The sequence below is a fragment of the Nostoc sp. DedVER02 genome (genome assembly GCF_034530675.2).
Taxonomy (GTDB): Bacteria; Cyanobacteriota; Cyanobacteriia; order Cyanobacteriales; family Nostocaceae; genus Nostoc.
The window spans coordinates 162,101-182,929 of record NZ_JAVRCP020000010.1; the positions used below are offsets into that span (position 1 = coordinate 162,101).

Here is a 20,829-nt window from a genome sequence, read left to right on the forward strand (position 1 = left end):
TTGAAAGATTTTGAGTATTCAACTGAGGTGCTGTCAGTATTTTTATGTAGCGTTTACCGATGATTTTTAGCTAGGTCTTCAAAGAAGTTCGTGTAGAAGTCGAACATTTCATAAACAGTGCTGTGGATCGCCTCACATTCCCTAGCCTGATTCCCCAGTCGCTCAAACCGCCGAGCGATCGCCTGATATGCTACTTCTGGTATGGGAATATACGCGGGTGGGGTCGCGATCTCGAAGGATGGGCCTGCGGTTTTGCCGCGCTTCCCAGAGGGCATAGTCATCAGCAATTCCCCTAGAGGGCGCATCATACCTGTCATTACGTCAATAGCAGCATTCATCAGCTTCGATCGCCGCAAGCTGCCAGATGGCGTTAACCCGAAATGCTGTACCATCATCTGCATCATTAACAAGTAACACTCGTTAAAGATTTCCATCACCCTACGAGTTTGGGGAACCGTCACAATATTGGTGTTGTAATCTTGATGATGCAATGTCGGATTCCGCATCGCGGGGTATGCTGGATTCCAAGGAACCTGGCGGCTAGTAGTCTGCCAACCCAAAAATGCTAAGTGAGGGCTGGGGAAAGGGGAAAGGGAAAAGGGTAAGGGATTTAAACCCTTTCCCCCTTCGCCTTTATCCTTTACCCCGCCAAGTTCCCTTGGCGTACTACTAGTTCCAGCATCAGTTACCTGCTCTCGAACCAGAGCCTCAGCTATGCGTCGGAATTGCTGAAAGTGGGATTTTTCAAACTTAGGTGAGGATGAGTCACATCCTTCCCCTTGCTCAACAATTAAATCGATCGCAAACAGCGCACTTTTCACGTCGTCTACTTGGAATTGATAGTCTGGGTGAGCTTTGTTAAAATCTTCACGCAAAAACAGGTGGTGTTCGCCACCAACACAACCTTTCTTGACAACAATTAAATCTGGAATTGTCTCCAGTGCCGAACGGATTTGACGGTACAGTTCGCTTAAGGAACCATAACCGTGAAGGCGATCGGCTGTAGGATCGTTCAAGACAGGTTCACCAGCGAGGTCTTCTTCTAGGAAGTCAGGCCACTCGAAACGCATGAATCGCTGTAGAGTGGTGGCATTTAAGGGTTCCAGAGCAAAATCTACTTCAATCGGAAAGCGGCGATTGATGTTGCTAAAGTTAGGGGTTGCTGGATAGAAAGGCTCACCCATCGCCATGAGAATGTTATTCACCATCAAAAAGTGGATCATTTCTTCACGGGATATATCCAGTAACATACCCCGCATCCCATAATCGCGCACTTCTTTACCGTCACCACAAGCGAGGTGCAACTGCTCGGTTGTCCACAAACCCCGACGCACATATTCTTGACCTGTAGCATAGTTGGGGATAGAGTATGCCGCATAGATGTATTGCAGCATAACTGCGATCTCCAATTCCGCAGCATGTCGTAAAGCAACGACTAATTCATCACGGGTATCGATGGTGCGCTGGGTGCGTTTTGGCTCTGGTACTGGATTGGGAATGTAACCAACTCGCTGTTGATTAGCTAAGAATTTACGTAAAAGCATTGCTTTGGGCTGGGACATATCCCTGGTTGGTGGCATGTAATAAGTCTTGTTTTTGTTGCAGGGATCGGACATCTGCCACATCAAGCGAGCATAGGTTTCTACCTTGCAACGATCAGCTAGGCTGAAAACCTCAGCTTTCATAAAGGAGAAGACTAACTCGTAGTAAGCTAGGATTTGCTCATAGATGAGGTGGAAATTGACTTTCTCTTCTGCAATTTCCTCTAAGTGCCAATCGTTTGTTAATACCCGGACAGCAAAGGAACCAGCACCAGACCAAAAGCCGAGCAAATCATCGTTATCGTAGGCAATAATTGCCTGATCGGGATGGTTGCGCTCGCGCTTCGCGTGCTGGAGGCGATCGCCAGGTTGTTCATCGGGTCGAGCCGATAACAATACCCGTGTAGTTCCTGATTGGGAACCACGTAGAGTTACCCACCCGCATCCTTTCTCGTCTGTCGAGACAACACAACTAGGGGTGAATTCGCCGATTTCTTGCTGTTTCCCTGGTTTGAAATGGACAATTTCCAATTCGTGACTCTGGGGAAAGTGGAAAGTCTGACCAACGTTAGCGGGGTCACGTTCAAATTCGTAGCGTAGGTGAGGCAATGCTTTCGGATTATAGAACTGTCGCAGGTAGACCGCCTCAACTGGCGCAGGATGCCCCCGCACAAAAGACCGCACCTCTAATTCCACAGCGTGGTCTTCGCCCCGTTGCCAATCGGGGAATTCCACGGACAAGCAGGCTTGATCGATCTGGAGATTAATTTCCTCCTCCTGAAGCAAAATCTGCTGTTGACCATTGGGCTGTGTCGCAATGATGCATAAACCTTGCTGTTCAATTTCATAGCTCAGGTCTTCAAAGGGTTCTGCGAGTGGTACATCTACAATCCCACTGGTAAGTTGATGTGCTTCTTGCTGATAGGCATCTTTAGGGATTCGTGCTACTAACCGCAGACTTTGGACTGTACGCAATTCTAATTCACCAAAGTCGAGCTTGGCTGCGATCGCATGAGTTGGCCCTGGCCCCGGTTTTATCGCTCGTCCCACACACGGTACTGCTGTCACCATATTCAGGCTTGCCCCTTGGCGAGTTACCTGAACAGTTAGATTGGATAGTGTTTTTGAGTTAGGTGGTAAGTGGCGAGGAGTCAGTAGTCGCCCATCTGGATAAGTGCTAAGTTCTCCCTCACACCATAAACCTATGGTTCCATGCAGTTCCCAAAACACAGGCGAGTCGGGTTGCTGCGGTGTTGACATGTTGCTCAAGCCGAATTGTACTACTAGCCCCAACACGTCGTCCCTAGTCATTGCCTCGTGCAATAAGGAAACTGTTGGTGAAAGTGCTGCTTCTTCGCCCCACAATAAATCTGTCGCCGCTTTGGAGATGGTAAACTGATGCACTGCTGCCCGCCCAAATTCATTGTTCAAGCAGTGTTTAGGCAATTCGTGGATATGATTGAAATTCTGCCAACGGGCTGGTTGCACCCCCTCCACAGGTGCCGAGAGCATATTTGAGACTTCATGGGAGGCACCAAGGCGGCCAAAGGTTAATTGACCTACCATAATTGTGGTAGTCCAGTTAGAGGCCGGATCGCAGTCAAAGATCCGGGCGCGATTGAAGGTAGTAGCTAAATATTCGTTGTAGTGACCCCACATATCAATGCTACGTCCCACTACTGGGTCTTGCCGATCAACCTGTCCGAGCGTTGTTTGAGTGCTGACAATCTGTGCTTCAATTGCAAAATGACCATTCCCCCCGAAGTCCCATCCCTGAGCCATACTGAATGGGCCATTGTCATCCCAATTACCTTCACTATTAAATCGGGGCCCTAATTGGTAGAGATGTTCGTGGTATTCGGATATAGGGCGGTGGCAATCGAAGCGATCGCCGTTCATGTACACTGTATTGGTAGTGAGATCAACTAGCCCATTTTTGTGCCCTGTAGGGGCGTGGATGCGGGCAAAGCCTTGAAAGTGCAGTCGGGGAAAATCCAAAATGCTCATAGCAGTTTCCTGAGAAAGAAATGGCAATATTTGCGCGATCTGGCTTTTCTTGCCAATTTTTTTTCGGGCATTGCAGAATGCCAGTTTGAAAGTGGATTCTTTTCAAGAAAGCAGGAGAGCAGAGGAAGCTCTTGGATGTGCCTTCTTTCATTTTTAACGAGTTAAAGACTATGTACCAGGCTTGATTTGAACCTTTGCGTACTTATCAGAGTTAATTTAGCAATTTATGCAGCTTGATAGTAACTTTACCTTTTTTTACAAAATTTCCTGGTCATAAATCAATACGGTTCAGTTAAAGACTATTGGTAAAAAATTTTGGGTTATTGAGACGCGATAAATCGCCGTCTCTAGAAGTGTTTTGGTCTTATCTGAACTGCATTGGGTCATAAATATGAAGCTGCCTATTTTAAACTGTTCCAAAGAAGTCGCTACAAATTAATTACAGCCATTTTCACGTAAATAGACTATGCACTAGTAGTCTGCCAACCCAAAAATACGCTTGTGAGGGCTGGGGAAAGGGGAAAGGGAAAAGGGTAAGGGATTTAAACCCTTTCCCCCTTCGCCTTTACCCTTTACCCCGCCAAGTTCCCTTGGCGTACTACTAGGGGTACAGTAATGCTGTGCCCTTACGATAGATGTGGTTCAAATACATGAAAACTGCTGTAATTACCTGAAAATTGCTGTAAGTAATCTTATTCGGTTCTTTTGCTTGTTCCTTGAAGCGAGCCGATAGGGGTTTTGGCCTTTTTTGCAGACACCATTGGCAGTGTTATCGTTGATTTTCTCACTGGTTTATGGGTGACAATTTCGTACACAACTTCCAGTGCAGACTCAATAGATCCCTGAATCCACGCTGGGAACCTAGAACAGTGTTCACCAGCAAACAAGAGTGTATTCTGTGGTCTAGCAGCTTCTAGATAATGAATATGGTGGTTAGATTCACTAGATACATCATCACCCCAAGGTATAGAGCATCCTCCATCGCTCCATTCGTAACTACCCCAGGCAATACTAGCCATATCCATAACCATATCAGGTGCTTCAATTTCTGGGTGAAGCTGGCTCACTACCTTTTTGACGTAAGTATAGCGCTCTTGTTCAGACATCATCCCTAAGCGATCGGCATCGTCACCGATGGTATAACTAGCTAATAAAGCGCTACCTAAAGAGGGGTTAGTATTCACTGAAGGATAATATGTCTGACGAATGCCCTCACCACTGAAAGATGCTCCGCCTTTAATCCCATGCTTTTCCCAAAAGGGTTGGGCGCAGTGAAAAGCGACTTTGGTGGCTGGACAATATGCGGTGTTGTGGATTGAAGTAAGTTTTTCTCGATCAAACCCCCTCAAATCCATTTTGCGTAGGATTGAGAAAGGGATAGTACACAACACATAATCACAATGGCGTGTATGCATTTGCTTACCTTCTAACCAGGACACTTCAACGCCATCTTCCTGCACATGTAAAGCTATTACCCTTTGGTTGCACTTGATGGGAGCTTTAATTGCGGCAGCTAAAGAGTGAATTAGCTGATCCATACCCCCTTCAAGCTGCAATAAATCGTGGCTAGTTTCAACTAGGATGTCGCTGAAGAACATATCAAGTGCCTTACTACACCTAGCCCGAAAACCAGGGTTAGCTTTGATGAAGCCATGAAAATCAATGCTTTCGCCATCTTCACTGAAAAAAGGCTCCAAATCCAGCCTCTCTAGCTCATCCATTAAGTGTGAATTCAGGTCGCGCTCTAGACTTTCGCGCAAATTCCCAGGAGATATTGTATTGACAATAGTTTTTAGCCAAGCCCCAAATAGCCGAGTTTTCTCACTGTAGCGAGAATCGAGAAAAATACCTTGATAGTGCTGCTGGGATATCCGAGGCCCGTCTTTCATAGAGAAGATGTTTCCCTGGATATTCATCAAAGCGTTTTGCTCCTCGAATACTGTGACAAACTTCCGCAGTTTTTTGTCCAGTCCCATTTCGTGTACGTAGTGGAGGACATGCTTATGTTCGCTGGGAATACGCATAGCTCCGAGTTCAGCATAAGGAGCTTGCGGATCGTCCCCAAAGTGGTGAGTCCAGATTCTCCCCCCAATGCGCGAACTACCTTCTATAATCTCGACTGTGTGACCTAAGCGTTCAAGCTCATAGGCTGCTACCAAACCAGCAATGCCAGCCCCTAGAATGGTTATGTGCTTGCTTTGTTGGGAATTAGCCAGTTTGCACACATGAAGTATTGTCTTGGTGTCCATTTTCTAAGTCTTCCAAATTTTTATTTAAAAATACCACCGTTCAACGTGTTATTACTGAAGAAACTCAGCAAGCTGTTCCAATTTTTCCCAAGCAATACCACTGTTTAGAATGTCTTTAGCCAGAACGATCGCTTTAGTAAAAGTATCGAAATAGTTACCAGTTTCAGCTATAGACTCACTTACATACAGAGCTAAAGCTGTATTTAAAGCCACTACATCTCGCTGGGCTGGAGTACCTTTACCAAGCAGAACTGCTTTGAGAATCTCAGCATTTTCTCGAACATCTCCACCCCTGAGTTCACTAATGGGGGTTGGATTAAGACCTAAATCTTGAGGGTCGATTGTCAATAGGTGCAGTTGTTGGTTGGACACTACTGCTAAGTCAGTTTTATCTGCCAAACCTGCTTCGTCCAATTTTTCTCGTCCGTATAGGGTAATGGCTCGGCGAGTTCCAAGTTGATGTAGAACCTGAGCAAAAGTCTCAACCATTGCGGGATTATTTACGCCAATAACCTGTCCTGTTGGTCGTAAGGGATTGAGTAATGGCCCAAGAAGGTTAAAAACTGTTCGTACTTTTAGCGTTTTTCGTAATGGTGCGATCGCTTTCAAAGCTGGATGCCAATCTGGTGCAAATAGAAAAGTTATCCCAACCGCCTCAACAGCTTCTTGAGTCTTCTTGGTGCTAGCTTTGAGATTTAAACCCAAAGCCTCTAATACATCTGCTGAACCTGTTTTACCAGATGCTGAACGATTGCCATGTTTTGCAACTTTAACTCCAGCTGCGGCCGTTACGAAGGCAACAGCTGTGGAAATATTAAATGTTGATGCTCCATCTCCACCAGTACCGCAAGTATCAACTAATGGTGATGTCCCAACAACGCGATCGCGCAAAGTTGCTTTTAACGATTGGGAGTATAGAACTTTCACCATACCCAATAATTCTTCAGTTGACACTCCCTTAGATTGAATTGCAGCTAAAATTGCACCTGAAAACACGGGAGGAATAGCTTCTGTGAGCCAACTGTACATTAAATCGCCAGCTTGAGAAACTGTAAGCGATTGACCATCTAACAATTGCTGCAATAACGCAGAGAAATCAGGACATTTGTAGGTTGGAGAAACTTCTTCAATCAAAACAGGTACTTTAATCATAAATTTCGATACCATGCAGCTTTTTTAATAAAAGCTAGTTAATCTATCTAAAAAACTACTTAAAACTTGCAATAGTCAAATTCATTTTTGTATTGCAGATATCAAAATGAAACAGGTGTCTTTAATTGCAAACTTAGTTAACTTATCAGTTGTAGTTTAAGGATTTATGCAGATTACAGATTTTTTTTAAAACTTTTTGGTTGACTGAAAATAGCTGTAAGTTATGCTCTGGAATTATTGCAGAGATTTTACCTAATTTGCATAGAAGGCTCTCGCCATACATAATCTCTAATTTGGCGGTAAAGCAAAGTAGCTAGTAGTCTGGCAAGCTAACAATGCTTGGTAAGGGCTAGGGAAAGGGGTAAGGGATTTAAAACCTTTCCCCTTTCCCCTTTACCCCGCCAAGTCACGAAAGCGAACTACTAGTTAAGCTGGATTCAAGTTAAGAAACTTGACAACAGTTTGTACATCTTTGTCTCCGCGCCCGGAAAAATTGACCACAATCCGGGGACTACCAGTGAGTTGTGGGCAAAGTATTTCCAAGTATGCGATCGCATGAGCCGTTTCTAAGGCGGGAATAATTCCTTCTAATTGAGAAATTGATTGAAATGCGGCTAAAGCTTGTTCATCTGTAATGCTGTAATATTCAGCCCGCCCAATATCTTTGAGATAACTGTGTTCAGGCCCAACACCAGGATAATCTAGCCCAGCGCTGATAGAATGTGCCTCAACAATCTGACCGTCTTCATCCTGTAGCACATAACTCATCGCACCATGCAAAACTCCTACTCTGCCTCGTGTTAAAGTTGCTGCGTGTTTCTCAGTATCAATACCTTCGCCCGCCGCCTCAACTCCAATTAGGCGCACAGATTGCTCATCAACAAAATCATGGAAAAGCCCAATGGCATTAGAACCTCCACCTATACAAGCTAGAAGAATATCTGGTAATCCTCCCCACTTTTCTAGGGCTTGATTGCGAGTTTCTTGGCCGATTACTGCTTGAAAGAATCGCACCATCATTGGGTAGGGATGTGGCCCTGCAACTGACCCTAGAATGTAGTGGGTTGTTTCCACATTTGTCACCCAATCCCGTATTGCTTCTGAGGTTGCATCTTTAAGTGTTCCTGTTCCTGCTTCTACGGGTCTAACTTCTGCTCCCATCAGGCGCATCCGAAATACATTCAGGGCTTGCCGTTCCATATCGTGAATGCCCATGTAAATCACACATTGCAGACCAAAACGAGCGCATACTGTTGCTGTAGCTACACCATGCTGACCGGCTCCTGTTTCGGCAACAATGCGTTGTTTGCCCATACGCTTGGCTAAAAGTACTTGCCCTAAAGCGTTATTAATTTTGTGCGCTCCTGTATGATTTAAATCCTCACGTTTGAGATAAATCTGTGGGCCTGTACCATCAGGTTTAGCGTAGCGGGCAGTCAGTCTTTGTGCAAAGTATAGGGGAGTGGCACGTCCAACGTAATCCCGCAGCATTTCCTGAAGCTCTTTTTGGAATAGCGGCTCGTTGTGGTATTTCTGAAACGCCGTTTCTAACTCGGTAAGAGCCGACATTAAAGTTTCTGGTACGTACTTACCACCAAATTGGCCAAATCTACCAAGCACATTAGGTTGTTGCTTGTTTAGTGGAGTTGAAAGAGTAATTGGTTGTGCGTTCGTTAACATAAAAATCTCCAAAATTTTGCGTGTAGTGACGTAAATATTTATCTCAAAGCAAGGGTAATTGATGTCTTCAAATCGTTACAGAAATCTTTAATGGTTCGCAGCCCTCGGTATGGTGTACCTTCTGCTAAACGCTGCACAAAGGCACTTCCGACAATGACCGCATCAGCACCCCAATCTCTTACTTGACGAGCATGTTCTGGTTCAGAGATGCCAAAACCAACACCAATCGGTTTGTTACTTACACTGCGAATTTCTTTGATGACATGTTTAACACGAGTATCAATTTCGGAACGTACACCAGTTACGCCTGTAACGCTTACCAAGTAGATAAAGCCACGAGATTGGCGGGCGATCGCTTCAATCCGCTCTTTTGAACTTGTGGGAGTTACTAACAATATAACTTCAATGCCAACAGCATCAGCAAGTTCTAGTACTTTGTTGGCTTCTTCCAAAGGTAAATCAGGGATTACTAACCCCTTAATTCCTGATACAGCAGCTTGTTGGAGAAACTGCCCAATGCCCAAGCTCAAAATTGGGTTGTAATAAGTAAACAGAATAATTGGCGATCGCAAACTAGGAATGACTTTATGAGCCATTTCTAAAACATCAGCTAATCGAGTCCCTTGTTTTAAAGCACGGGTTGCTGCTGCTTGAATCACAGGGCCATCTGCGAGGGGATCTGAGTAGGGAACTCCCAATTCAATAAAGTCAGCACCGCTAGCATCTAAAACGCGCAAAGCTTCTGCTGTGATATCTAAACTAGGGTCGCCAGCAGTCACAAAGGGAATTAAGGCACACTGGTTGTTTGCACGTAAAGATTCAAAATTTTGAGAGATAGAAGGCATATTGACGATCCACTGAAAGGTTAATAACTAATTGAAATTTAGACTGAAGATTCAGGTTGATAGGTAAGTCTGCGATAGATTAGCTACTTGAAGTTAGATATAAGCATCAAGTCCAATTGTTTTAATTCAACAAACGCTTCACAGCCTGTTCTATATCAGTTTGCTTCACCAAGGATTCTCCAACCAAAACTGCATCGGCTCCCCACTCGGCAACTCTAGCTAAATCAGCCGATGTGTATAAACCAGACTCACTGACAACTGTTATCCCTAAACTAGTTATTTTCTGCTGACGCTCTGTTAGTAAGGATTGAGTTGTTGTTAAGTCAACAGTAAAATCTTCGAGATTACGGTTGTTAATCCCGATCAATTGCACCTTTGGCAATGCTAACACCCGATCGAGTTCGCTGAGAGTATGCACTTCTATTAGAGCGTTCATACCCAAATCTTGAGCAATTGCTAGAAAATCTTGGAGAACTCGATCGGATAAGATGGCGGCAATTAGTAATACTGCATCTGCCCCATGAACCCGTGCTAGATAAATTTGATATGGGTCAATAATGAATTCTTTACACAATAATGGCAGTGTGACGCTGTTTTTTATTTTTCGCAGATTCTCAAAACTGCCTTGGAAAAATTTCTCATCGGTTAAGACTGATAAACAGGTAGCACCACCGCGATCGTATGCCTGGGCAATCCTGGTAGGATCGAAGTCGGCACAAATGACTCCCTTACTAGGTGAAGCTTTTTTTACCTCTGCAATCAAACTGGGTTTATGAGGATTATGTTGCAAAGCATGGAGAAAATTCTGGGGGGAAGGGGCAGTACTAACTTGATTTTTTAACACCTCTAGAGGCAGCTGCTCATGTCTTTGAGCGACTTCTTGCTGTTTGTACAATACAATCTCTGCGAGAATATGGGGGGAGTTTCCTGGTACTGGTGTCACTTGGTTATTAATGGTAGTGAGAAACTCGGTTGTTTGATATTGACTATTTGACATATAGACTCTAGAAATTTTGATGTAGTTATGGCATTAGCAAGCGATTAAATGTAATCACGGCTAGAGTTAATTACTTGCAATCTGCAATAGCTGAGGCAAGTTTTTTGGTTGTTAATGTATGGACTGCATTCTGAATAATCGTCAGACCAACCCCTCCGACCAGAGTCATGATTGATTCTGGATGGAACTGAACACCTACGATTGGTAATGTTTGATGTTCGATACTCATAATCACACCATCTTCGGAGATGGCTGTAACTTTAAGTTCTTTAGGAAGACTTTTTTTGATCGCAAACAATGAGTGATATCTACCAACTTCAAATGCTCGTGGTATGTTTTGGAAAATGGCAGAATCAGATGCTATGACAGAAACACGAGATACTTTGCCATGCTGGGGATAGTCCAGAACTCCCAGTTCACCACCGAAAGCTTCAACAATTGACTGTAATCCTAAACAAACACCAAATATAGGGATTTGGCGTTTGATGCAAGCAGCAATTGTCTCTGTAACCCGGAAATCGGTGGGTCTGCCAGGCCCAGGAGATAAAACAACTAGGTCTGGACGTTCTATATCAAAAACTGATTCTGAAAAACCATGACGTAGTGTTTTGACTGTGGCACCTGTTTGACGGATATAGTTTGCTAGGGTGTGTACAAATGAGTCTTCATGGTCAATTATTAAGACTCGTTTGCCTTGACTGGTGCTAACTTGTTGAGGGTTGATATTAGAGTTGTGTGCAAAATTGGTAGTTTTATATTTAGTCTGATAGAGTGTCTGGAATAAAGCAGCAGCTTTGGTGAGTGTTTCTTGAGCTTCAGCTTCTGGATCGGAGTCATAAAGAACTGTTGCACCCACTCGCACTTCTGCAATTGAATCCTGGAGTCGAATAGTCCGCAGAGTTAAACCGGTGTTGAAATCGCCTTTGAAAGTTAAGTAACCGACGGCTCCACCATACCAACGTCGGGGGCTGTGTTCGTGTTCTTCGATAAACTGCATTGCCCAGCGTTTTGGTGCGCCTGTAACTGTAACCGCCCAAAGATGGCTCAAGAATGCATCCAAGGCATCAAACTCTGGACGCAATATTCCTTCAACGTGATCTACTGTGTGGATTAAATGACTGTACATCTCAATTTGGCGACGACCAATGACTCTAACGGAACCAGGTTCACAGATTCGAGATTTATCGTTGCGATCGACATCGGTACACATGGTCAATTCAGCTTCATCTTTGCCTGAATTGAGCAGTTTGAGAATTTGAGCCGCATCATCAATAGCATCTTTTCCGCGGCGGATAGTACCACTGATCGGACAAGTTTCTACTCGTCTGCCTTCAACACGCACAAACATCTCTGGAGATGCACCGATGAGATACTCACCACCTAAATTTAGGAGGAATCCATAGGGGCTAGGATTTATTTGCTGTAAGGTTTGGAATAGTTCGCTTGGTGGATTTTCGCAAGATTGAAAGAAGTTTTGTCCGGGAACAACCTCAAATAAATCACCACGACGGAAGTATTCAAGTGCTTTCTTAACTTTTTCCTCATACTCGCCAGGTGCATGGTCAGAAGCTTGAGTAGGGGTATGACGCTTACCTCTGTAATCAATCAGTTCTCCAGTCCGAGGTAGATTGTTAGTGCTACCGTACTTGGTTGCAAATTCATACTGCAAACGAAATGCTCGTTGCTGATAGTAGTCAATAATTACCAGTTCGTCAGGGAGATAAAGCACCAAATCTCTTTGGTCTTCTGCACGAGTGAGATGCTTTGACATCTGCTCGAACTGAAAAACTAAGTCGTAGCCAAATGCCCCATAAAGCCCTAAATGCTCATCTTCGGGACTATTAAAGATATATAAAATCTCACGAACAATGCTAAATATAGATGGTTGCTTACTCCTTTCTTCTTCTAAAAATAGATGTTCTGCGGCTTTGACATACCCAGTGATGGAAGTGTTTTCCAATTTAACTGCCATTAGTTGTGGATGCTGATATAGATGCTCACTGAGATAAGGAAGCAGCATCATACCTCGCTCATTATGTGCAGTGATTGTAAAGGAGTTGGAGCGAGTAACAAGTTCTAAGGGTGGATTAACAAAACCGATTCCCCATCTTTTATAACGTCCTGGATATTCATAACTACTTTTGAACAAGCCTCCACGTTGGGAATCAAGACATGATAGGGTATCTTGAATGGCAGTATCTATTGAAGTCTCAATTACAAGGCGAGATACATAAATTTCACCTTTGGTTGTGTAGCTATGAGTATCTAAATACATTATCGAGTCCTCTCAAATTTATTAATGTACATTGGAGAAAGTTAAGTCCCTGCATTTGCGATCGCTTAATAACCTACGAAGTTTTGACAACAGATATTTACAGCTAAGTTTCTTTAGGTACTGATGGGGTTAGCAACTTTGGTGGTCATTTTAGGTGTTGTAAGTGGATAATCATTTTGAGTCCAACGACCAAAGAATTTAGCCAAAATAGCCATTTCTTTCATTAATTGGTCAAATGCTTCAAAAGTTAGAGATTGTGGCCCATCTGAAAGCGCTTTGGCTGGATTGGGATGAACTTCTATCATTATTGAGTCTGCACCAGCAGCGATCGCTGCCATAGTCATGGGTAGGACAAACTCAGATTTCCCTGTAGCATGGCTAGGGTCGATCATAATCGGTAAGTGAGTTAGCGATCGCAATACTGGAATTGCAGATATATCCAGAGTATTCCGTGTATATTGACGGTCAAATGTACGAATCCCCCGTTCACACAAAATCACATTGGGATTATCCTCGGCCAAAATGTATTCTGCTGACATCAACCAATCTTCAATTGTGGCTGCAAGTCCACGCTTTAATAGTACTGGTTTACCTGTCGCTCCTACTTTCTTGAGCAGGGAAAAATTCTGCATATTACGAGCGCCAATTTGGATTACATCTGCCACTTGAGCTACCTTGTCCAGATGAGATGTATCCATGACTTCTGTAATAATCCCTAAGCCTGTAGCTTCTCTAGCTCTAGCTAATAACTCTAAAGCACTTTCACCATGACCTTGAAAAGCATACGGGGAGGTGCGCGGTTTATATGCTCCTCCTCGTAAAAACTGCGCTCCTGCTGCTTTGACTCGTTGTGCTGTTTCTACAATCATCTCTTCGTTTTCTACAGAACAGGGCCCAGCTACTACGACTAAAGGATGATTTTGACCAAAGATTACAGGTTTACTTGGTGTTAATACAACTACTTCACTAGCTTCACCATAACGAAATTCTAAAGAAGTCCGTTTAAATGGCTTATTTACCCGAATTACCTGCTCAATAAAAGGGCTGATATTTTGAATTTGTCTAGTGTCAAATTTTCCTGTTTCACCGACTAAACCAATTACTACTTGATGCTGACCTTGGCATATTTCTGGTGTAATCTCATGACGACTGATCTCTTCCATAACACGCTTGATTTCTACTGTTGGTGTTCCTATTTTCATGACAATAATCATTGTTTTTAATCTCCTAAAGTATTTGAATTATTTCTGCTCTTATAGTTTTTATGTTTGATATTTATGTTTGTCAAACACTCAAGTATTAATCAGGATATTTTTTTGATTTTATGCAATAAGGTATAGTATTTACATTTGTTTACAAACTTTAAATAATTAGTTATTATATCTTTTTCTAATTTATCTATTAAATGTTAAAGCTTTTCATCTCTATAAACTAGTCAATATGATAATGGCTAACAATTTTAAATTTTCTTACAGCAATTTAAAAAAATAAACAAAGCGAGATTTTCTGAAATTGCTTTGAGTAAATCGAATTCATTGAAAGATTTACAGGATTAAAAACAGCAATTACCTTGATATAGGGATTCTCGTTTACGTGAGGTACACCTGCAATACGGTTCGGTTAAAGGGGAAAGGGAAAAGGGGAAAGGTTTTGAATACATCCTTTACCCTTTACCCGCAAACCCATTCCCCAGACCACAAGGGAAATGAAAAATGCTTATCCGAACCGTATTGGGTACACCCGTAGGGGCACGGCATTGCGTTCGGATATTTAGAAACTCCCCTCTGCCGCCCTGCTCCTCTGCAATCCTTACGCTGCATACTCTTCAGCTTCTGTCACTTTCCCCGAGGGCGATCGCTAGAAGCCTCATGAGGCAATCAATACAAACTATACTATTAGAAAAAAATTGCTCCTGTATTTGTTATTAGAAAATAATCGCACAATCTCTTACTATACAAATGCTCTAAAATTCAGAAATGCCAAATATTTTTGGATAGTGACCGAAGAGGCAGATAGCTTTTACAAGCTACTCATATCTTTGCTAGCTATAAGTAATAAAGTTAATTTCGAATAAACTTTCATAACATCTAGCTTCAGTTGCTCATTTGTTCTTTGTAATGCTTCTAATTGCACTTTATAGGTATCACGTTCTGCTAGCAGGTTTTGTAGTTTCTCCTGTTGAGATATGGAAGAACTTGTTTGTTCAATCTGAGGAACCTCAGCATTGGATAAACCTAATGCTTCGCCTTGATTTATATCACTCTGTTGGCTATTTAAATAAGTTTTTTGTTGCTTTTTATTAGCTGTTTTAGAAGTTTTATATTTATCGATCAGGTTTTTAGCGACATCTGTATTTACTACTTCCCCTGCCTTGGCAATATCTATTGCTTCATCTCTAGCTGCTTGACAGGTACTAGGGGCTGCCAGCTTATAGAGAGCAGTAGAAGTGATATTGTTAATCAAATTTCCGATAATCGGAAATTTGGGTTCAAACGCTTTAGCAACATGTATAAACTCATAAGCTGAAGTCTTGCCCATTCCAAACTCTTGTCGTAACCAAGGCAGAAATTCACCATGCTCTATAATATTTTGAGCTTCTAGTAAATTAAGTCCAATGCAATAAATATCGATAGCACTTCGCTTTAGTCTGCGTCGTGTATCTTCCGCCAAGGTAGCCAAGCGGTATTGTTTTTCTTCTTTTGTCTTGAAGTCTGGTTTGCTTTTAGCTTTTAAAGTCCGATCAACAATTTCTTCTGATTCAGCAGGTATTGTATTGGTTTCTATAGGAAAAGCTGCTAAACCGTTATCACTCATTTCCATATAGCACAGTCTTGCCAGTATTTGTGTTTTTAGGAGAGATTTTATTGCCCAATAATGTTTTAGGCTTGTTACTGAAGGAAGGCAGAGGGCAGGAGGCAGGAGCTAAAAGATAGGAATTCTTCACTCTGCCAAAAGGGTTTAAATCCCCTAAATTTATTTATAGAGATTCCTTCTGGAAGAACTGCTTCCTTCCTGCTTAAATTCATACTTAAGGGAACTTATAATAAGTTAATCAGTATCAAGCAGGTAGCTTTACGCATATTTCTCTAAAATTTTTACAAAAATACACAATTAAATTAAAAATATAAGATTAAAAATTAAGAAGAATAATTTAAAGGATGCCTGTTTTGTTATTCCACCTATTGAACAGTGTTTGAAGATTAAAGTTGTGGCATGATCTGAGTGTATTTTGGAAATAAATTTCCACCCCAAACTCATCATAGGGATTAGGGTTTGCCTCAGCTTTGTTACACTCTTGCAAGCATTGCATTGGGTAAAATCGTTTTTATGCACGCAGATTATATTCCCTTTCCAGGAGTGAATTTCTCAAAAATGCAATTATACGCTCATGAGCTATCAGGAAATTGCTACAAAGTTGTACTCTTGTTGTCCCTGCTGGGGCTAGAACATGAAATTATCCGAGTTGATCTTATAGTGGGAGAACAGAAGTCAGCAGAGTTTTTAAAACTTAACCCTTTTGGGCAAGTTCCAGTTTTGATCGATGGGGATCTAGTTTTGCGTGACTCGCAAGCTATTTTGGTGTACTTGGCTCGTCAGTATGGCGGAGAATCTTGGTTGCCTTCAGAACCGGAAGCAATGGGTAAAGTTTTGCAATGGTTGTCTACTGCTGCTAATGAAATTCAGAATAGTCTATCTGCGGCTCGACGGTTTTTTCTATTAGGTACACCTATCGATTTAGAAGGCGCACAGCAAAAGGCAAGGTATACGCTTGAGGTGATAGATAAGCATCTTCTCTATCGAGACTGGCTAGAGACAAATCACCCAACGATCGCAGATGTTGCCTGCTACCCCTATATTCAACTTGCCAGTGATGCCAAAATTGCTCTTGAGGCGTATCCGCAAGTGAGTGCTTGGGTTACTCGCATCAAGCAGCTTCCTCTTTACATCGCAATGCCTGGATTTTAAGAGGATACACTTACGTTTTTAACAAAGAAAATTACCATAACCACACCAACAGCAAGTTAACTGGTACTATTTTGCAACACCCCCAACATCTGCAAAATCTCCGGAATTGGCGTTCTTGGGGGTTCGTTTTATTATCTATATTTTTCACAACTCAGATAGGATTAATATTTGATTTTTGAACGGAATTAGGTATTGTAGAGGAGCCAGTGAGGGGGTCGCAGTTTTGGCGGTTCCCGGCGACTGCGAACCCCCGAACCCGAAGGGAGGTTCCCGACGCTCGGTAGCGTAGCGTCTCCGACAGGAGAAGACTCGCTTGCCGCCGACGCTATCCGTTGTCGCAACTGGCGTTGTGTTAGAACGGAGTTCGTAACGCACTCTTGTCAAGGGTTTGATGCCGTACTCTTTGCGCTCACATCCTACGTATATTTTCAAAAATCAAACCGGATTCCTATATAGTTAAAATCATATTTTAGTTTGCGATCGCTAAAATTCAGTACTCAGAAGTCTATTAACGGGAGATAATAATAAACTCACACCACCCATAGCTGTTGTCCTATCAACCATTACAGAACTTGTTCTGGCTTGGTTTAAAGTCACAGGGTCGAATGCAACTAGTTCTGAACCAAATCATGAAAACATCTACCGAATTGCTAGCTCGTCTGGACTATTACTACCAGCAAATCAAAACGATAATTCTTACTCGGCAGAATCCGATTACTGGTTTGTTACCTGCGAGTACTGCGATTACAGCCCACGGCGATTATACTGATGCCTGGGTGCGAGACAATGTTTACAGCATTTTGGCAGTTTGGGGTTTAGGACTTGCATACCGCAAGATTGACGACGATAAGGGACGCACCTATGAATTAGAACACAGTGTCATCAAATTGATGCGCGGGTTATTGTTTGCGATGATGCGACAGGCTCATAAAGTAGAGACATTTAAACATACTCAGTCGTTACTAGATGGACTGCACGCTAAATATAATACCGCGAGTGGTGACATCGTTGTTGGTGATGACGAATGGGGACATTTGCAACTCGATGCCACATCTATATTTTTGTTGATGTTGGGACAAATGACGGCTGCGGGTTTGCCAATCATTTATACACTTGATGAAGTGAATTTTGTCCAAAATTTAGTTTACTATATTGGACGAGCTTACCGCACACCAGATTATGGCATTTGGGAACGTGGTAATAAAATTAATCGTGGTAGTGCTGAGTTGAATGCCAGTTCTGTAGGTATGGCAAAAGCGGCTTTAGAAGCTATCAACGGACTGGATTTGTTTGGTGTGCGTGGTAGTCAAGCATCAGTAATTCATGTTTTACCAGATGAAATTGCTCGCGCCCGAATTACATTAGAATCTCTATTACCAAGGGAATCTGGTTCTAAAGAAATTGATGCGGCGCTGTTAAGTATTATTAGTTATCCTGCCTTTGCAGTGGAAGATTTAGAACTGCGCGATCGCACTTTAAACGATATTATCAACAAACTTGCAGGTAAATACGGCTGCAAACGCTTTCTGCGTGATGGACACCAAACCGTTTTAGAAGATCATCAACGTTTACACTACGAACCGTGGGAACTCAAGCAATTTGAGCATATTGAATGCGAATGGCCGTTATTTTTTACTTATTTAGTTCTAGATGGATTATTTCGCGGCGAACAAGATCAAGTTAAGAAATACCAAAATCTTTTAGAATCATTACTTATAGAACAAAATGGTTTACGGTTGCTGCCAGAACTTTATTATGTCCCGGCTGAAAACATAGAGGCAGAAAAATTAGCACCCCAAACGCAGCCACGTTTACCTAATGAAAATATTCCCTTAGTATGGGCGCAAAGTTTATATTTTCTCGGAGAAATGTTGAGTGAAGGGTTGCTGGCAGTTGGTGATATCGACCCTTTGGGCAGACATTTGTGTGTAGGGAAACAGCGCGAAGCATTGGTACAAATTGCCTTGTTAGCAGAAGATGAAGATTTACAGACGAAACTAGAAGTTCACGGAATTGAAGCACAAACACCTACTCAAGTAGAACCTATTCAAGTGAGAAAAGCTGGAGAATTTTCAGCTATTTATACCCAAATTGGACGTAATGACAAACTTGGTTTAACCGGGCGGCCAGTGCGACGGCTGCGGAGTTTGACAACATCGAGAATATTTCGGATTAGCGGTGAAACAATTGTATTTCTGCCTTCATTTTCCGATTCTCAACAGTTTTACTTAACCCTTGATTACCATTTTTTACTTGATCAAATTAGAAGCGAACTAGCTTATATTCAAAAATATTGGAGCGATTTAGGTCGTCCTACTTTAACTTTAATGTTGACGCACACCATGTTAGAAAGCGGTTCGGAAGCATTACTAGAACTGATGCAAGAACTGAAAGATGGGGTTTGTAACGGTGTGCGAGTAAAATTAGGGCGGCTAAATCAGCTAATGCTGACGGCTGGAATCCAAAGAATTGATTTTCTGCCAAATGCAGAATTTTCGCGATCGCCAGTAAAAAATGCTAGTCCACGTTGCTATTATCTAGCTTATCATCCAGAGAAAAACTGGCGCTTAGGGCATACTCAAGAATTCCAGATGGAGTATGAAACTAATTTTGGATTATTACTTTCTTATTTACGTTCATCAGAGAATATTTACGAGCAAATTGAGTTATTGCAAACTTTAACTCGCTTGCAGGGAATGAAATTTGATACAGGGTATGGCGGCCCAGGATATCCTGTCACCGTAGGCGATTTACTCGATGAAGTTTACACCAAAGCTGGAGATTTAGGCATTTGGGCGGTAGTGCGTCGGGCTGCGGGGTTACGGCAAATGGTTGATATCAGCCTATCAGATGCAGTTACGAGTATTTTGGTGCGGGGTAAGCAAATTGCTGTAGGTAAAGCTTACAGTGAAGCATCTTTGATTACCGTACCCATGTCTCACGATGAAATTGCCGATAAAATTAATCATTTTTGTCGTGAAGATATCCGCGATCGCGTCCTCACTCAAGAGATTTTAATCTATGTTGGTATCTTAATTCGCTCAGAACCCGAACTATTTCAGGGACTACTAACGGTGAGAGTTGGCTATCTCATCTTATTGATAACCAGCGAACTAGCGCGGGAATTACACGTCACTCAAGATGAAGCTTACGATCGCTTAATGCAACTTTCACCCTTTGAAGTTAAAGTACGCTTGCGTCAGGTATTAACTGGATATACTGGCATGAGTAACCTGTTGCGCCAGCAAGAATCACTGCACGTCAAACAAAAAGAAAGTGATATTGCTTGGGTAGTGTTACCAGGAATTGCCGAAGGAATAGAAGTTCCGCCAGGTGGCTGGCGACGGTTTCGCCAAGCCGAGGGTGCGACGGGGCGCGTACCAAAAGAATTTTTTAAACAAGTTTGGCTATTAATGCAACATTGCAAAGGCTTAGTAATTGGCGATAAACTAGAGCGGCGCAATCGTTTAGATAGTGAAGTCATGCTGTCGGAAATGACAGCAGGTGAAAGAAATTTTGCTCTCTTGGTTGAGCATTTGCTGAATAAAATCGAAGCTCCAGAATACCGTCAAGTTAATATTGAAGCATTGATAGAATTAGGTGCGATCGCAGCGAATAATCCCAAGCTGCAAATCGAAGAGTATATCGTGTTGGATGTATTGATTGGACATGCAGTGCGATTAGCGTGGCTAGAAAATCATAGTCAACGCAGCGATCGCTATGATGAGGATAAAGCTAGTGCGTGGCGATCGTTTTACAACACTTCTCCTAGAGATTGTGCTAATTATATTTTGAAAGCATTTAGATTCTTGACAGAGTTTGTGAAAGATTTTTAACCGCAGATGCGCCTCGCCTTCCCATAGGGTAGAAACGTAGATAATGAGAGAATGCATACTGCTTTGGGCCTGCTTTATTGAAGTCGGCCCATTCTTGTACGTGGTTATTCCAGTTAGCGAATAAATAGCGATCGGTTTCGCACGGTAGGGACATCATGAATTTTCCATATCACAGAAGAAGGGTTTAGGCTATTTTTTAGCGTAATACCATTTCTTTGTGAGGCTGCGCCAAACCCTTTTAACTTCTTTCTTTGTGTCCTTTGCGTCCTTTGCGGTTCGTT

The 20,829-nt window shown here is 42.6% G+C and carries 12 protein-coding genes; 2 read left to right on the top strand and 10 right to left on the bottom strand.

What is annotated here, in order from left to right:
* Positions 1–53 precede the first annotated feature (53 nt).
* The 9 genes from RMZ41_RS13340 to RMZ41_RS13380 all read right to left on the bottom strand — a co-directional run bounded on the left by RMZ41_RS13340 (position 54) and on the right by RMZ41_RS13380 (position 15,566).
* Positions 54–3,548, bottom strand: a complete 3,495-nt coding sequence (locus tag RMZ41_RS13340; RefSeq protein ID WP_322641803.1) for a ferritin-like protein — start codon at positions 3,546–3,548, stop codon at positions 54–56.
* 692 nt (positions 3,549–4,240) lie between these two features.
* Complete coding sequence (locus RMZ41_RS13345; protein ID WP_322641802.1) at positions 4,241–5,797, bottom strand: NAD(P)/FAD-dependent oxidoreductase; 1,557 nt, start codon at positions 5,795–5,797, stop codon at positions 4,241–4,243.
* A gap of 51 nt (positions 5,798–5,848) precedes the next feature.
* The gene (trpD, locus tag RMZ41_RS13350; RefSeq protein ID WP_322641945.1) at positions 5,849–6,949 is read right to left on the bottom strand and encodes an anthranilate phosphoribosyltransferase; all 1,101 of its coding nucleotides are present in this window, start codon (positions 6,947–6,949) and stop codon (positions 5,849–5,851) included.
* Positions 6,950–7,375: 426 nt separating this feature from the next.
* Positions 7,376–8,629: a tryptophan synthase subunit beta gene (gene trpB, locus RMZ41_RS13355; RefSeq protein WP_322641801.1), complete on the bottom strand. Its 1,254-nt coding sequence runs from the start codon at positions 8,627–8,629 to the stop codon at positions 7,376–7,378.
* Positions 8,630–8,667: 38 nt separating this feature from the next.
* The gene (trpA, locus tag RMZ41_RS13360; RefSeq protein WP_322641800.1) at positions 8,668–9,474 is read right to left on the bottom strand and encodes a tryptophan synthase subunit alpha; all 807 of its coding nucleotides are present in this window, start codon (positions 9,472–9,474) and stop codon (positions 8,668–8,670) included.
* Between the two features lie 121 nt (positions 9,475–9,595).
* A complete protein-coding gene (trpC, locus tag RMZ41_RS13365) occupies positions 9,596–10,471 on the bottom strand; it encodes an indole-3-glycerol phosphate synthase TrpC (RefSeq protein WP_322641799.1) in 876 nt (291 codons plus the stop codon).
* A 70-nt stretch (positions 10,472–10,541) separates the two neighbouring features.
* On the bottom strand, positions 10,542–12,746 hold the full coding sequence (locus RMZ41_RS13370; protein ID WP_322641798.1) for an anthranilate synthase: 2,205 nt from the start codon (positions 12,744–12,746) through the stop codon (positions 10,542–10,544).
* Positions 12,747–12,859: 113 nt separating this feature from the next.
* On the bottom strand, positions 12,860–13,960 hold the full coding sequence (gene aroF / locus RMZ41_RS13375; RefSeq protein WP_322641797.1) for a 3-deoxy-7-phosphoheptulonate synthase: 1,101 nt from the start codon (positions 13,958–13,960) through the stop codon (positions 12,860–12,862).
* 805 nt (positions 13,961–14,765) lie between these two features.
* Positions 14,766–15,566, bottom strand: coding sequence for a DUF3102 domain-containing protein (locus RMZ41_RS13380; RefSeq protein ID WP_322641796.1), 801 nt, complete (start codon positions 15,564–15,566; stop codon positions 14,766–14,768).
* Between the two features lie 507 nt (positions 15,567–16,073).
* Here RMZ41_RS13380 and RMZ41_RS13385 point away from each other — a divergent pair.
* Complete coding sequence (locus RMZ41_RS13385; RefSeq protein ID WP_322641795.1) at positions 16,074–16,712, top strand: glutathione S-transferase family protein; 639 nt, start codon at positions 16,074–16,076, stop codon at positions 16,710–16,712.
* Between the two features lie 144 nt (positions 16,713–16,856).
* Here the strand turns inward: RMZ41_RS13385 and RMZ41_RS13390 are convergent, their stop codons facing one another.
* Positions 16,857–17,144, bottom strand: coding sequence for a hypothetical protein (locus tag RMZ41_RS13390; RefSeq protein WP_322641794.1), 288 nt, complete (start codon positions 17,142–17,144; stop codon positions 16,857–16,859).
* A gap of 197 nt (positions 17,145–17,341) precedes the next feature.
* Between RMZ41_RS13390 and RMZ41_RS13395 the strand changes: the two genes are divergently transcribed.
* Complete coding sequence (locus tag RMZ41_RS13395) at positions 17,342–20,548, top strand: glycoside hydrolase family 15 protein (RefSeq protein ID WP_322641793.1); 3,207 nt, start codon at positions 17,342–17,344, stop codon at positions 20,546–20,548.
* Positions 20,549–20,829: the final 281 nt, after the last annotated feature.